The sequence below is a fragment of the Paracoccus acridae genome (genome assembly GCF_014642735.1).
Taxonomy (GTDB): domain Bacteria; phylum Pseudomonadota; class Alphaproteobacteria; order Rhodobacterales; family Rhodobacteraceae; genus Paracoccus; species Paracoccus acridae.
Genome location: NZ_BMIV01000001.1, coordinates 16,446 through 31,360, shown reverse-complemented (window position 1 = coordinate 31,360; position 14,915 = coordinate 16,446). Strand labels below are relative to the sequence as shown.

Below are 14,915 nucleotides of genomic sequence, written 5' to 3'. Positions count from 1 at the left end.
AGGATTGTTCCGGGCGAAATCCTGCCCGCCCCCGGCGAGATCGTCCTGAACCAGGGGCGCGATCCCGTCACGGTCATGGTGGCCAACACCGGCGACCGCCCGATCCAGGTCGGAAGCCATTACCATTTCGCCGAAACCAACCCGGCCCTGCGCTTCGACCGCGCCGCCGCGCGCGGGATGCGCCTGTCGATCCCCGCGGGCACCGCCGTCCGGTTTGAGCCCGGCCAGTCGCGCGAGGTGCGCCTGATCCCCTTCGCGGGCGACCGCATCGTCCAGGGCTTCCGCAAAGACGTCATGGGGGTGCTATGACCCGCCTGTCCCGCGCCGACTACGCTGCGCTTTACGGCCCCACCACGGGCGACCGCATCCGGCTGGCCGATACCGAGTTGCTGATCGAGGTCGAGCGCGACCTGACCATCCCCGGAGAGGAGGTCAAGTTCGGCGGCGGCAAGGTCGTCCGCGACGGCATGGGCCAGTCCCAGGTCACGCACGAAGGCGGAGCCATGGACACGGTCATCACCGGCGTCGTGGTCTTCGACCACCAAGGCATCGTGAAGGCCGATGTGGGCCTGCGCGACGGCCGCATCGCGGGCATCGGCAAGGCGGGCAATCCCGACACGCAGCCGGGCGTGACGCTGGTCATCGGTCCTGGCACGGAAATCATCGCGGGCGAAGGGCGCATCCTGACGCCCGGCGGCTTCGACTGCCACATCCACTACATCTGCCCGCAGCAGGTGGACCATGCGCTGCATTCCGGCGTCACCACGCTGCTGGGCGGCGGCACCGGCCCCGCGCATGGCACGCTTGCCACCACCTGCACCCCCGGCCCCTGGCACATCGCCCGGATGATGGAGGCCTGCGCCGACCTGCCCGTCAACATCGGCATCGCCGGCAAGGGCAACGCCAGCGTCCCCGCGCCGCTGGAGGAACAGATCCGCGCCGGCGCCTGCGCGCTGAAGCTGCACGAGGACTGGGGCACCACCCCCGCCGCCATCGACAACTGCCTGACGGTGGCCGATGCCATGGACGTTCAGGTGATGATCCACACCGACACGCTGAACGAATCCGGCTTTGTCGAGGACACGATGGCCGCCATCGCCGGCCGCACCATCCACGCCTATCACACCGAAGGCGCGGGCGGCGGCCACGCCCCCGACATCATCCGCATGGTCGGCATGGGCAATGTCCTGCCATCCTCGACCAACCCGACGCGGCCCTATACGGCCAACACGGTCGAGGAACATCTCGACATGCTGATGGTCTGCCACCACCTCGACCGCCGCGTGCCCGAGGACGTGGCCTTTGCCGAATCCCGCATCCGGCGCGAGACCATCGCGGCCGAGGACATCCTGCACGACCTGGGCGCGTTCAGCGTCATCTCGTCCGACAGCCAGGCGATGGGCCGGATCGGAGAGGTGATCATCCGCACCTGGCAGACGGCCGACAAGATGCGCCGCCAGCGGGGCCGTCTGCCCGAGGAAACGGGCCAGAACGACAACCTGCGCGCCCGCCGCTATATCGCCAAATACACGCTCAACCCGGCTATCGCGCATGGCGTATCCGCCCATATCGGCAGCGTCACGCCGGGCAAGCGCGCCGACCTGGTGCTGTGGTCGCCCGCCTTCTTCGGCGTGAAGCCGGAAATGGTTCTGGTCGGCGGGCAGATCAGCGTGGCGCAGATGGGCGATCCCAACGGCTCGATCCCCGTGCAGCCGATCTTCAGCCGCCCGATGTGGGGGCATACGGGCCGGGCGTCCGCGCTGTTCGTGTCAAAGGCGGGCCTGCAAAACGGCGCGGGGGACAACTTGCACAAGACCCTGATCGCGGTCGAGAACACCCGAGGCATCGGCAAGGCCGACATGGTCCTGAACGCCGCCATGCCCGCCATCGAGGTGGACCCGGAAACCTACGAGGTCCGCGCCGACGGGCAGCTGCTGACCTGCGAACCGGCTACGGAATTGCCCATGGCCCAACGCTATTTCCTGTTCTGAGGGACCCCATGATCACCGCCACCCGCATCATCCGCAACGCCCCCGCCCCCTTTGACGGCGAAATCGCGCTGGACTACGAAGGCCGCCTTCTGCGACGCAAGAAGCTGGCCAGCGGCACGGGCGACTTCCTGGTCGACCTGCCCGAGGTGACGAGCGTCGAGGACGGCGATGCCTTCGAACTGTCGGACGGCCGCCGCATCGTGATGCGCGCCAGGCCCGAACCGGTGCTGGTCATCCGCGGCCACCTGGCGCGGCTGGCCTGGCATATCGGCAACCGCCACACCCCCTGCCGGATCGAGGCCGACCGCCTGATCATCCGCCAGGATCATGTGCTGGAAGCCATGCTGCGCCAGCTGGGGGCAGAGATCCAGCACGCGGACCTGCCCTTCCGTCCCGAAGGCGGCGCCTATGGACATGGCCGGACCTTCGGGCACGACCACGGTTCCTCGCACGATCACGCGCATGACCACCGCCACGCCCATCACCACGCCTGAAGCCGCGCGCCTGCATCTGGCCCAGGTCCTGTCGCCCGCCTTTCCGGTGGGCGGCTTCGCCTGGTCTCAGGGGCTGGAATGGGCCATGGACGCGGGCGTCGTCACCCGCGCCACCTTGGCCCAATGGCTTGCCGACTGGCTGGACTTCGGCGCGGGCTGGACCGATGCGGTGCTGGTCGCGCTGTCGCTGCGCGCCGCCGATCACGCGGCCCTGGACGACCTGGCCCGCGCCGCCTGCCCGACCTTGCAACGCCTGACCGAGACGGTCGAACAGGGCACCGCCTTCGCCGCCAATATCGCCGCGCTGACCGGACGGCATCAGCCCCCCGTGGCGTTGCCCGTGGCCTTCGGGCGGGCTTGCGCCGCCATGCCCCTGCCGCACCCGGAGATCATCGCGGCCTTCCTGCAGGCCCAGGCTGCTGCCTTGATCAGCGCCGCCGTCCGCTTCATGCCGCTGGGCCCGGTCGAAGGCCAGCGGATGCTGGCGGCGCTTCAGCCCGCGATCCTTGCCGCCGCCGCGCGCGCCGCCACGGCGACCGGGGACGACCTCGCCTCTGCAAGCTGGGGCGCCGACATCGCCGCCATGCGCCACGAAACCATGCCCGTCAGGATATTCAGATCATGACCAACACCGGCCCCCATCATGGACCCTTGCGCGTCGGCATCGGCGGCCCCGTCGGCGCGGGCAAGACCACGCTGACCGAGCAACTGGCCCGGGCACTTGCGCCGCGCCTGTCCATGGCGGTCGTCACCAACGACATCTACACCCGCGAGGATGCCGAGGCGCTGATGCGCGCCCAGGTCCTGCCCGCCGAACGCATCCGGGGCGTGGAAACCGGCGGCTGCCCCCATACCGCGATCCGCGAGGATGCCAGCATCAACCTGGCCGCCATCGCCGACCTGAACGCGGCCTTTCCAGACCTGGACCTGGTGCTGATCGAATCGGGCGGCGACAATCTGGCCGCGACCTTTTCGCCGGAACTGGCGGACCTGACGATCTATGTCATCGACACGGCGGCGGGTCAGGACATTCCCCGCAAGCGCGGGCCGGGACTGGCGCGGTCGGATCTGCTGGTGGTGAACAAGACCGACCTTGCGCCCCATGTCGGCGTGGATGCCGCCTTGCTGGAACGTGATGCGCGAACGGCGCGCGGCCCCCGCCCGGTGATCATGGCGCAACTGCGCCACGGCCAGGGGGTGGACCGGATCGTCGATTTCCTGATCGACCAGGGCGGATTGCAGCCGCGCGCAGCCTGAACCTGCCTGCGGCGCGGGCAACTGCCCGCAGGGTTGCCCAGGGTCCACCCAGTTACCGCATCCCCCGCCCGAAACCCTGCCCAAGGCCTGTTCAGCCCCGGCAAATCCCGTCTTGCTGCAGGTGCGAAGGCCCCGCGCCTTCACGGGAACAACAGGGACACAGGGCCGAACGGCCGGGGAAGGTGATGATGAACAAACTGTCCGCGATGCTGGCGCTGACCACCGCCATGGCATTGGCAACGGGCGCGTTGGCGCAGGACGGCGAGCCGATCAAGATCGGCGTGCTGCATTCGCTGTCGGGCACCATGGCGATCTCGGAAACCACGCTGAAGGACACGGTTCTGATGATGGTGGAACGGCAGAACGCCAAGGGCGGTCTTCTGGGTCGCCCGCTGGAAGCCGTGGTGGTGGACCCCGCGTCCGACTGGCCGCTGTTCGCCGAAAAGGCGCGCGAATTGCTGACCGTCAGCGAGGTGGACGCGATCTTCGGCTGCTGGACCAGCGTCAGCCGCAAATCCGTGCTGCCGGTGATCGAGGAACTGAACGGGTTGCTGTTCTATCCCGTCCAATACGAAGGCGAGGAGTCGTCCAGGAACGTGATCTATACCGGCGCCGCGCCGAACCAGCAGGCGATCCCGGCGGTGGATTACATGGCCGAGGAACTGGGCGTCGAGAAATGGGCGCTGCTGGGCACCGACTATGTCTATCCGCGCACCACGAACAACATCCTGGACGCCTATCTGAAGGACAAGGGCGTGGCGGAAGGCGACATCTTCGTCAACTACACCCCCTTCGGCCATTCGGACTGGTCCAAGATCGTGGCCGACGTGGTGGCGCTTGGCGCGGACGGCAAGAAGGTCGGCGTGGTCTCCACCATCAATGGCGACGCCAATGTGGGCTTCTACAAGGAGCTGGCGGCGGCGGGCGTTTCGGCCGACGACATCCCGGTCATGGCCTTCTCGGTCGGCGAGGAGGAACTGGCGGGCCTGGATACCGCGAACCTGGTCGGGCACCTGGCCGCCTGGAACTATTTCCAGACGGCCGAATCGGATGCCAACACCGCTTTCATCGAGGAATGGAAAACCTTCATCGGCGACGAGGACCGCGTGACCAACGACCCGATGGAGGCCACCGTGATCGGCTTCAACGCCTGGGTCGCCGCCGTCGAAAAGGCCGGCACCACGGATGTCGATCCCGTGCTGGACGCCATCGTCGGCGTCACGGTTCCGAACCTGACCGGCGGCACCGCCATGGTCCTTCCGAACCACCACCTGACCAAGCCGGTCCTGATCGGAGAGATCCGCGAGGATGGCCAGTTCGACATCGTCAGCCAGACCGAACCCGTGCCGGGCGATGCCTGGACCGACTTCCTGCCCGAATCCGCCAAGCTGGAAGCCGACTGGCCGGGCAAGGACTGCGGCATGTTCAACACCCAGACGAACGCCTGCGTGCAGGTCCAGTCGAACTATTGACCCTTGCGGGGGCGGCCCTGCCGCCCCCTTCGTCCAAGGAACGCGCCCATGATCCGCTCCCTCCTCGCCCTTGCCCTGACGCTGCTTCTGGCGATGCCCGCCAGCGCGAACCCCGCGCTTCAGGCGGTGGTGGCCGAGAACCTGGACCAGATCGAAAAGCCCTCGCGCCGCACGGTCGAACCCTTGGTGGCGCAGATCGCCGCCACCGGACCCGAGGGGCTGGCCCTGCTGTCCGCCTGGGCCGACCGCTCGCTGGGGGTGACGGATGACGGGCGGCTGCTGATCGTGGACGGCGACGCCGCCACCGATGCCGTGACCGGCCAGCCCGTTCCCGGCGCCGATCCCAAGATGCTGCGCCCCAATTCCGGCGTGCGCGGCATCATCGAATCCGCCCTTGTCGCCGGAGAGATTTCCAGCCCCGATCCGGCCCGCCGCGCCGCCGCCCTGGCCAGCATCGCCCGCGACGGCACCGCCGAGCATCTTGCGGCTCTGCGCGCCGCCCCGGCCGAGGCCGATCCTGCCCTGGCCGCGCAGCGGGACCGGGTGACGGCCCTTCTGGCGATCCGCTTCGATCCCAACCCCGCCGCACGCGTCGCGGCGATCGAGGCGATGTCTGGCGATGTCGGCCTGGATTTCCGCGCCGCGCTGAACCCGCTGCTGGCGACGACCCGCGTCGCCGCCCCCACCGAGCCGCAGGCTAACATCGCCCGCGAACTGACGGTGGGCCAGGCCGACTTCCCGCGAGAGGCCGCCATCGCCCTGCTGACCAGCCAGGGCGTCCTGCAACCCCGCCTGACCCCCGCCGATCAGCGCAACGCGCTTGCCGCCAATATCGTGGACGGAAGCGTGGGCGGCGTCCCGGTGGCCGAGCTTTCGGATCCGGCAGCCCGCGACCGCGCCTACGAGGCGCTTGAAGCCTCGGGCGCCGTGCCCCCCGCTGCGACCGAGGCCGAGGCCGAGGCAGCCCTTGCCGCCCACCGTTTCTTCGAAATCTATGCCGAACCCGACAGCGACGTGACCGATGCCGCCCGCGCCGCGCAGACCGGCGCGCAGGTGCGGCTGGCGGCGATGACCGGCATCGATCTGGGGCTGGACGCGCTGTCCCTGGCCTCGATCTATTTCCTGGCGGCCATCGGGCTGGCCGTCACCTTCGGCGTGATGCGCGTCATCAACATGGCGCATGGCGAATTCATCATGATGGGCGCCTATACCGGCTATGTCGTCCAGACCCTGGTCGCCAACCGCACCCTGTCGCTGGTCCTGGCCCTGCCGCTGGCCTTCGCCGTGACCTTCGGCGCGGGGGTGTTGCTGTATCGGCTGGTCATCCGCCACCTGGCGCATCGCCCACTGGAAACGCTGCTGGCGACCTTCGGCGTGTCCATTGCGCTTCAGCAGCTTGCCAAGAACATCTTCGGCACGCAGGCCCGCCCGCTGACCGCCCCCGCCTGGCTGGAAGGCGCCATCACGATCAACGACGTGATCTCGATCAGTTCCATCCGGGTGGCGATCTTCGTGCTGGCGCTGCTGTTCCTGGGCCTGTTCCTGTTCATCATGAAGCGCACCCGCCTGGGGCTGGAGGTCCGCGCGGTCACCCAGAACCCAGGCATGGCGGCGTCGATGGGGATCAACCCCGACCGCATCGCGATGATGACCTTTGGCCTTGGCTCGGGCATCGCGGGCATCGCGGGCGTGGCCATCGGGCTGTTCGCGCAGGTCACGTCCGAACTGGGCCAGCACTACATCGTGCAAAGCTTCATGACGGTGGTCGTGGGGGGCGTCGGCAACATCTGGGGGACGCTGGCGGGCGCCGCGCTGATCGGCGGGCTGTCCAAGGTGATCGAGGCCCTGAACCCCGCGAACACGCTCGCCGCCCAGACCTTCATGATCCTGTTCATCATCATCTTCATCCAGTTCCGGCCGCGCGGCATCATCCCGCAGCGCGGCCGCGCGGCAGAGGCGTGACCCCATGACCGAAAAGCTGACCCGGCAGCCCTTCATCCTGCGCAATCCCTCCATCCTGGTCGTGCTGGCGGTCCTGGCCGTCTTCACGGTCGCCGTTACCCTGCTGAGCCAGGCCTATGGCAGCGGCACCGTCCCGACCTCGACCGTGAAGGTGCTGGGCAAGACGCTGTGCCTGGCGCTTGCGGCGGTGGCGATGGACCTGGTCTGGGGATACCTGGGCATCCTGTCGCTGGGGCAGATGGCGTTTTTCGCCCTTGGCGGCTATCTGATCGGGCAGTGGCTGATGTATGCCCGGACCGAAGGCATCGTCGCAGCCTCGCTGGCCCAGAACCCGATCCCGCCCACGACGGCGGAACTGCAGGAAGGCGTCGCCAACCAGATCTTCGGCGTCGTCGGATCGTCCGACCTGCCGCTGGTCTGGTCCTTCGCCCATTCGCTGCCGATCCAGCTTTTGCTGGTCCTGGCGGTGCCCGGCCTGCTGGCCCTGGTCTTCGGCTGGCTGGCCTTCCGCAGCCGCGTGAACGGGGTCTATCTGTCGATCCTGACCCAAGCCATGACGCTGGCCTTGGCCCTGTGGCTGTTCCAGAACGACAGCGGGTTCCGGGGCAACAACGGGCTGTCAGGCCTGCAGAACATCCCCGGACTGGACGCGGTGGATCAGGCGACGCTGTCGGTCTGGTTCCTTTGGGCCTCTGCCCTGGCCCTGGGCTTGGCTTACGTGCTGGCGGCCTGGCTGGTCAGCGGCAAGTTCGGCAGCGTGGTCCGGGCCATCCGCGACGACGAAACCCGCGTGCGCTTCCTGGGCTACCCGGTCGAGGGGTTCAAGCTGGTGGTCTTCACCCTGGCCGCGATGATCACCGCCGTGGCCGGGGCGCTTTATTATCCGCAGGCCGGGATCATCAACCCGGCGGAACTGATGCCCATTGCCTCGATCTACCTGGCCGTCTGGGTCGCGATCGGCGGGCGGGGCAGGCTTTATGGCGCGATCATCGGGGCGGTCTTCGTCTCGCTGCTGTCAAGCTGGTTCACCGGCGGGCGGGCGCCGGGGATCCACCTGCCGGGATACACGGTCAACTGGGTGGACTGGTGGCAGGTGGCGCTTGGCTTGGGCTTCGTGCTGGTCACGTTGTTCGCGCCCAAGGGCATCGCCGGGGTCGTGGACCGGATCGGCCCGCTTCGCGCCCCTTCCCCCGAACGACATGCCAAGGAGGCCAAGGCATGAGCGCCCTTCTGGAGGTGGACAGCATCTCGGTCAGCTTCGACGGCTTCAAGGCCATCGACAACCTGTCCTTCAACATCGGGGACGCGGAACTGCGCGCCGTGATCGGCCCCAACGGCGCGGGCAAGACCACCTTCATGGACATCGTGACCGGCAAGACCCGGCCCGACGCGGGTGACGTGAAATGGGGCACACCGCCGAAATCCCTTCTGAAGATGAACGAGGCCCAGATCGCCCGCGCCGGCATCGGCCGCAAGTTCCAGCGCCCCACCGTCTTCGAGGACCAGACCGTCGCCGACAACCTGACCATGGCGCTGAAGGCCAATCGCAACCCCTTCGCGGTACTTGGCTGGCGGCCGTCGGTGGACTCGACGGGCAAGGTGGCCGAACTTGCCTCCGAAGTCGGATTGGCGGCCCAGATCACCCGCAAGGCGGGCGAGTTGTCGCACGGCCAGAAGCAATGGCTGGAGATCGGGATGCTGCTGGCCCAGGAACCGCGCCTGCTGCTGGTCGACGAACCCGCCGCCGGCATGACCCTGGCCGAACGCGAGCAGACCACCGCGCTGCTGGTGCGTCTGGCGCAGACGCGGGCCGTGGTGGTCGTGGAACATGACATGGACTTCGTGCGCCGCCTGAACTGCAAGGTCACCGTGCTGCACCAGGGCTCCGTCCTGGCCGAGGGGTCGCTGGACCATGTGACCCGCAATCCCGATGTCATCGAAGTCTATCTGGGGCGATAGGACATGCTGGAAGCCACCAACCTGACCCTGCATTACGGCAGCAGCCAGATCCTGCACGGGATCGACATCGCCGCGCGTCCCGGATCGGTCACCTGCGTGATGGGCAACAACGGCGTGGGCAAGACCTCACTGATGAACCTGCTGGCCGGGCGGCATCAACGGTCCGGCGGCGACATCGCCTTCGACGGCAAGCCCTTGGGCCGCGTCACGGCCCAGCAGATGGCGCGGCTGGGCGTGGGCTATGTCCCGCAAGGCCGCGCGATCTTTCCCATGCTGACCGTGCGCGAGAACCTGGAGACGGGCTTTGCCTGCCTGCCCCGCGCCGACCGCCGCATCCCGGAGGAGATCTTCGACAGCTTCCCCGTCCTGGCTGAAATGGCGCACCGCCGCGGCGGCGACCTGTCGGGCGGCCAGCAGCAGCAGCTTGCCATCGCCCGCGCGCTGATCACCCGCCCCCGCGTCCTGCTGCTGGACGAACCGACCGAGGGCATTCAGCCCAACATCATCAGCCAGATCGGCCGCGTCATCGCCGCCCTGCGTGACCGGGGCGACATGACCATCGTGCTGGTGGAACAGTTCTTCGACTTCGCCTGGGATCTGGGCGACGACTTCCTGGTGCTGGAACGGGGTCGCGCCGTCATGCAAGGCCCCAAGGCCAGCCTGCGCCGCGCCGATCTGCATGCCCGGCTGGCAGGTCACGTGGCGGCGTGATCATTCCGCCGCAATGTCAAGCGGCCGCGACTTCGGCTGGAAAAGCTGCCCCTCCCATCTGCGCGCGCGCGTGATGAAGAACCGTTCGATCGTGAAGGTGGTCGCATGCGCGAACAGGAAGCTGAGTGCGATCGCGGTCGGACGCTTGACCCCGTAGAAGAAGGCGGTCGAGCCGCGCTCGCCCAGCCATCCCAGCCGGAACAAGGGGTGCCAGATGTAAAGCGCATACGAAATCTTGGCGATATAGGCGAAGACCCCTAATCGCAGGAACCGGCGGATCGGGCCTTCCTGATGTTCCAGGACCGCAGCGAGGACGCAGAACCCCAACAACGGGCGCAGATACATCAGCGGCCCCGAAACGTCGTGACAAGACGCCAGCAGAAGCACGACCCACAACCAGAAAAGCTTGCCGATCGTCCGCAGGATCGAAACGGCAACGGGATGGGTGCGGTTCTGCCAAAGCAGCGCGACCATCCCCCCGGCGAAAATCTCATCCACCCGCATCAGCGTGCGGATGCTCTTGTAGGCCCCGGCATCGATCCGCAGGACAAGGATCGCCAGCATCATCATGGGGATGATCCAGAGTCCTTTTCGTCCGAAGGCCCATACCGTCAGGCCGATGAACAGGTAGAAGTGAAACTCGACGCAGATCGACCACAGATGGCTCATCCCCGGCAGGATCAATGGATCGCTGTAGTTGAGGGTGAAGAACGCCACGGCAAGGAAGCTGTCCCATCGCCCATGGATCAGAACCGCAACGATCAGCGCATAAAGCCAAAGCAGCGGCAGGATACGCGCTGAACGCCGCAGGAAGAAGGCCCCGATCTGGTCTGGCGAACGATAAAGGAAGGTCGTGATCAGGAAGCCGGACAATCCGAAGAAAAGGCTCATTCCCAAAAGGCCGGAGACGCTGTTCAGGCTCAGGATCTTGGGGCCCAGGGGCAGCAGATGGGCAGCGAGCACCAGAAGGATGCTGATCGCCCGCAGGCCGTCAAGTTCCCGAATATAGTCCGCACGATCACCCATCCCGTTCACTCGTTTCTATCGAAAACACCTGCATTCGTCGGTATCATCGACAGGACCAGCGAAGAACGCGTTTTATGACAGTTGGTTAATTCTTCTCCCCCGCAACAGGTCAATCGCCAGGAAGAAGGCCAGGCTGACGCCCAGCACCGGCAGCGCCCAGCCAAGGGCGACGGCTAGGCCCGCCCAGACCAGGCGCTGCACCGCCGACAGGCGGCGCCAGCTGGCCCACAGCGGCTCGGCCGTTGCGGGACGGCGCGCCCACCACATCCGATAGCCATAGACGATCATCGCCATCAGCCCGATCGCCAGGGCCGCCATCAGGATCTGGTTCGGCAGGCCGAACAGCACGCCCATATGCGCGTCGATGCCCCAGCGGACCAGCTTGGGGATCAGCGTGAAATCCGCGAAATCGGCGCGGCTGGTGATCTGCATCGTGTCGGGATGGATCGCCACGGTGTCCACCTGGGTGGGCCAGCTGCGGTCGTATTCGCGCACCACCCAGGCTTGTTCCGGCTTGGGCAGGCGGATCTCGATCAGCGGGGAATCGATCCCGCCCGCCCGGGCGGCGGCGGCCACGGCGTCAAGCTGGTCCAGCCGGTCTTCCCGAACCGCCATGCCATGTCCCGCGTGATCGCCATGGTCCGACGCGGGCACCGCAGCCCCTTCAAGCGCCGTGCTGGCCGAGGGCGTGACCCAGCCCAGTCCGGCGCGCAAGGCGTCGATCCGCGCGCCGCCCTGCTGCGACCAGGTCAGGCCGGTCAGCGACACGAACAGCAACGCCAGCGACAGGACCAGCCCGATGGTGGAATGAAGCCAGCGGCGGCGCTGCGGGGCGGGCATCTCGGCGACCGTCCGGCGGCGGCGCGGGCCGCTGGCCCACAGCGCGACCCCGCCAAGAACGGCGACCCACAGCCAGCTTGCGGCCAGTTCGCTGTAATATCGGCCAAGGCTGCCCAGCATCATGTTGCGGTGCAGGTAATCCAGCGCGATGCGGAAGGGCAGGATCCCGGTGGTGCCATAGGTCGTCAGGTCGCCCCGCACCTCAAGCGTGGCGGGATCGACGAACAGCGTCCGGTTTTCGGATTCGCCAAGCGAGGGGTCGGAAAACATGATCCGCGTGGTGGTGCCGGGCGCCGTGGCGGGGCGGACGGCGGATACCGCAAGCCCTGTGCCCAGGGCCGTGCGCGCGGCCAGGGCCTGATCGGCCAGGCTGCGGGCGGGACCGGTGCTGTCGGTGTAAAGCGCGTCCCGATACAGCCAGGATTCGATCTGCGGCGTCAGGACGTAAAGCAGCCCGGTCAGGGCCGCGACGAAGATGAAGGGGCCGACGAACAGCCCGACATAGAAATGCATCCGCAGCAGGAATGGACGCAGCGCGGTGCGGGCGGCAACGGCCCGGGGGGAATCGGTGATATGGGACATGGACAAGACCTGAAGGACAAGAGCATGTGCCACCCTTTCGGGAGGCGCGGCTTTGATTCAGATCAGGTGGGGCGGGCCACGCTTCGGAAGGGCGGGATCGCGCGCATGACCCGCCGCCCGACGGATCTGCGGCAGCACGATCCGGGCCAGGATGCGCTGTTCGACCGTCAGCAGGGACGGCGCGACCACGGGCAGGCCCGATGGCGCTGGCAGGTTGCACAAGGGACAGTGCCCGCCGTGGCCCCGATTGCCATCGCCGTGGTCCTCGCACAGGATCTCGTCCAGGCTGACGCCCGCCATGGTCCAGGCCTGAAGCCGCAGGTCCATCTCTGAGGGAAGGGGACGCGCCGACAGCCCCGCCGCCAGGGCAAGGGTCAGCAGGGCCAGAAAGGCCATGCCGAAAAGCCGGGGGGACAATCTGTGCCACATGGGCTCCGCGATGCCAGATCCGGTCCCCGCGTGGCAAGCGTTATCTTGACGCAGCCCTAGCGCTTGCGTTCCCAGCGGCCGGATTCCTCGGACCAGTATTCGGCCGCCACGCCCGCGCCGGTCAGCACCCGCCACTGATCGCGCGCCCGCGCCGTGGCGGTGGCATCGCCGCCGTCGAAGATGATGCAGGTGCGGGTCAGGGCCTGGCATTCGGCGGGCGCCACCTCGGCCCCGTCAAGCGCCATCAGGCAGGCGGGGGCATTGGCGGCCCCCTGCCCCGCCAGCGTCAGCAGGACAGGCTGGCGCGCGTCATGCGGCCCGCCCGCCAGCCCGTGCGGCAAAAAGCCGTCGCCCTGCCACAGGTGCAGATCCAGCCGTTCCATCCGCGCCGGATCGGTGCCGCGCAGTTCCACCTGCCAGCCCGCCGCCAGCGACTTGCCGATCAGAACCGGCAAGAGGCTTTCGGCCGGGGACCGGGTCAGGTGATAGAACAGCGCGTTGCCCATGGGGCTATTTCGCCTCGTAGCTGTCGCGGATCAGGCGGTCCAGCGTCATGACCCCCCAGCCCGTCGCGCCCTTCGGCGCCAGGTCGGTCGCAGCCGGCGGCAGGGCCACGCCCGCGATGTCGATATGCGCCCAAGGGGTGCCCTTGCGGATGAAGCGTTGCAGGAACTGCGCGGCCGTGATCGACCCCGCCGCCCGCCCGCCGGTGTTCTTCATGTCCGCGAGGCGCGACTTGATGAGGTTGTCATAGGGCTGACCCAGCGGCAGACGCCATGCCCCCTCGCCCTCGGCCCGCGCGGCGGCCAGGATGTTGTCGGCAAGCGCGTCGTCATTGGCAAAGACGCCCGCATTGTCGTGCCCAAGCGCGATGATGACCGCGCCGGTCAGGGTCGCCAGGTCGATGACGGCGGACGGGTTGAAGCGGGTTTGGGCATACCACAGCACGTCGGCCAGGACCAAGCGCCCTTCGGCATCGGTGTTGATGACCTCGATCGTGTCGCCCTTCATCGACCGCACGATGTCGCCCGGACGCTGGGCCTTGCCGTCGGGCATGTTTTCCACCAGGCCCACCAGGCCCACCACATTGGCCTTGGCGCGCCGCAGGGCCAGGGTGCGCATGACGCCCGCGACGACGCCCGCGCCGCCCATGTCCATCGTCATTTCCTCCATCCCCGCGGCGGGCTTGATGGAGATGCCGCCGGTGTCGAAGACCACCCCCTTGCCCACCAGGGCCAGGGGTGCTTCCTGCCCGCCGCCATTCCAGTGCATCACCACGACCTTGGAGGGGCTTTCCGACCCCTGTCCCACGCCCAGCAGCGCGCGCATTCCCAGGTCGGCCAACTGGTCCTCGTCCAGAACCTCGACGGTCAGGCCGATCTCCTCCATCGCCTTCAGGCGGTCGGCGAAATCGCTGGTGGTCAGGACATTGGCCGGCTCGTTCACCAGGTCGCGGGTGAAGAACACGCCCTCGGCCACGGCGGCGGCGTCCTGGGCGGCCCTGGCCAGGGTTTCGGGATCGGCGGCCATGAAGGTCACGCGGGCCTTTTCCGACACCGGCTCGGCCGGGGTTTCGGGGGCGCTGTCGGCCTGGGCATCGGCAAGGACGGCGTTTTCGGGTTCATGCGTGACGCTTTGCGGGATCGGGTCGGCGCCTGCATCCCCGTCGCCATCCGCGGGCTTGGTCTGGTAGACCGAGAAGTCGTATCCGCGCAGCGCGATGCCAAGCGCGATCTCGTTCGCCAGCGGATGCGCGCCCGCCAGCACCAGCGTATGGGCCTTGCCCAGCTTGGCGCCGATGGCGGCGCCCGCCTTGCGCGCCTGCGCCACCTTGGCGTCATCGGGCAGCGCGACCAGCATCAGCGCATCGGCCGCCATGCCCGCCGGAAAGGCCAGTTCCAGCGCTGCGCCGGGTTTCAGCGCCTTGCCCGCCTTCGATTCCATCGCCCGCTGCGCCGCCTGATGGGCCGCCTCGGGCAGGCCCGGCGGCAGATCACCCCCCGGCGCGACGATCATCGCCACCCGTCCCTGATGCCCGGCCAGACGGTCGGTTGCGGTTTCGGTAAAGGTGATCTCGACAGGGTGGGTCATGGCGTCCTCATCATTCTGCGCAAGAAAGCCTAGTCGCCCCGCGCACCCTTTTCCAGAGCCGCCCTTGCCGCTAAGCAAGTATGTGACCGCCGCCCAAGGAC

The 14,915-nt window shown here is 67.9% G+C and carries 15 protein-coding genes; 10 read left to right on the top strand and 5 right to left on the bottom strand.

Annotated elements, in window-relative coordinates:
- Positions 1-3: 3 nt before the first annotated feature.
- The 10 genes from IEX25_RS00155 (at position 4) to urtE (ending at position 9,846) form a co-directional block, all read left to right on the top strand.
- Positions 4-309 (top strand): urease subunit beta, encoded by a 306-nt coding sequence (locus tag IEX25_RS00155; RefSeq protein ID WP_188713966.1) that lies wholly within the window; start codon positions 4-6, stop codon positions 307-309.
- Positions 306-1,991, top strand: coding sequence for an urease subunit alpha (gene ureC / locus IEX25_RS00150; protein WP_188713543.1), 1,686 nt, complete (start codon positions 306-308; stop codon positions 1,989-1,991). Before IEX25_RS00155 ends, ureC begins: the two co-directional genes overlap by 4 nt.
- An 8-nt stretch (positions 1,992-1,999) precedes the next feature.
- Entirely contained in the window at positions 2,000-2,485 is a 486-nt protein-coding gene (locus tag IEX25_RS00145; RefSeq protein ID WP_188713542.1) for an urease accessory protein UreE, read from the top strand.
- Positions 2,454-3,110 carry an urease accessory protein UreF gene (locus IEX25_RS00140; RefSeq protein ID WP_188713541.1) on the top strand — a complete coding sequence of 219 codons (657 nt, stop codon included), beginning with the start codon at positions 2,454-2,456 and terminating at the stop codon, positions 3,108-3,110. Before IEX25_RS00145 ends, IEX25_RS00140 begins: the two co-directional genes overlap by 32 nt.
- Positions 3,107-3,742 (top strand): urease accessory protein UreG, encoded by a 636-nt coding sequence (ureG, locus tag IEX25_RS00135; RefSeq protein WP_188713540.1) that lies wholly within the window; start codon positions 3,107-3,109, stop codon positions 3,740-3,742. The genes IEX25_RS00140 and ureG overlap by 4 nt, the downstream gene beginning before the upstream one ends.
- Before the next feature lie 185 nt (positions 3,743-3,927).
- A complete protein-coding gene (gene urtA / locus IEX25_RS00130) occupies positions 3,928-5,214 on the top strand; it encodes an urea ABC transporter substrate-binding protein (protein WP_370463816.1) in 1,287 nt (428 codons plus the stop codon).
- Between the two features lie 51 nt (positions 5,215-5,265).
- On the top strand, positions 5,266-7,176 hold the full coding sequence (gene urtB, locus IEX25_RS00125; RefSeq protein ID WP_370463829.1) for an urea ABC transporter permease subunit UrtB: 1,911 nt from the start codon (positions 5,266-5,268) through the stop codon (positions 7,174-7,176).
- 4 nt (positions 7,177-7,180) lie between these two features.
- On the top strand, positions 7,181-8,398 hold the full coding sequence (gene urtC, locus IEX25_RS00120; RefSeq protein ID WP_188713537.1) for an urea ABC transporter permease subunit UrtC: 1,218 nt from the start codon (positions 7,181-7,183) through the stop codon (positions 8,396-8,398).
- Positions 8,395-9,135 (top strand): urea ABC transporter ATP-binding protein UrtD, encoded by a 741-nt coding sequence (urtD, locus tag IEX25_RS00115; protein ID WP_188713536.1) that lies wholly within the window; start codon positions 8,395-8,397, stop codon positions 9,133-9,135. Before urtC ends, urtD begins: the two co-directional genes overlap by 4 nt.
- A gap of 3 nt (positions 9,136-9,138) precedes the next feature.
- Positions 9,139-9,846 (top strand): urea ABC transporter ATP-binding subunit UrtE, encoded by a 708-nt coding sequence (urtE, locus tag IEX25_RS00110; protein WP_188713535.1) that lies wholly within the window; start codon positions 9,139-9,141, stop codon positions 9,844-9,846.
- Here the strand turns inward: urtE and IEX25_RS00105 are convergent, their stop codons facing one another.
- The 5 genes from IEX25_RS00105 to IEX25_RS00085 all read right to left on the bottom strand — a co-directional run bounded on the left by IEX25_RS00105 (position 9,847) and on the right by IEX25_RS00085 (position 14,814).
- The gene (locus tag IEX25_RS00105) at positions 9,847-10,872 is read right to left on the bottom strand and encodes an acyltransferase family protein (RefSeq protein WP_188713534.1); all 1,026 of its coding nucleotides are present in this window, start codon (positions 10,870-10,872) and stop codon (positions 9,847-9,849) included.
- A gap of 72 nt (positions 10,873-10,944) precedes the next feature.
- Positions 10,945-12,294: a PepSY-associated TM helix domain-containing protein gene (locus IEX25_RS00100; protein ID WP_188713533.1), complete on the bottom strand. Its 1,350-nt coding sequence runs from the start codon at positions 12,292-12,294 to the stop codon at positions 10,945-10,947.
- 57 nt (positions 12,295-12,351) lie between these two features.
- Positions 12,352-12,723 (bottom strand): hypothetical protein, encoded by a 372-nt coding sequence (locus IEX25_RS00095; protein ID WP_188713532.1) that lies wholly within the window; start codon positions 12,721-12,723, stop codon positions 12,352-12,354.
- Between the two features lie 56 nt (positions 12,724-12,779).
- A complete protein-coding gene (locus IEX25_RS00090) occupies positions 12,780-13,229 on the bottom strand; it encodes a DNA polymerase III subunit chi (RefSeq protein ID WP_188713531.1) in 450 nt (149 codons plus the stop codon).
- A 4-nt stretch (positions 13,230-13,233) separates the two neighbouring features.
- Entirely contained in the window at positions 13,234-14,814 is a 1,581-nt protein-coding gene (locus IEX25_RS00085; protein ID WP_188713530.1) for a leucyl aminopeptidase, read from the bottom strand.
- Between the last annotated feature and the right edge of the window lie 101 nt (positions 14,815-14,915).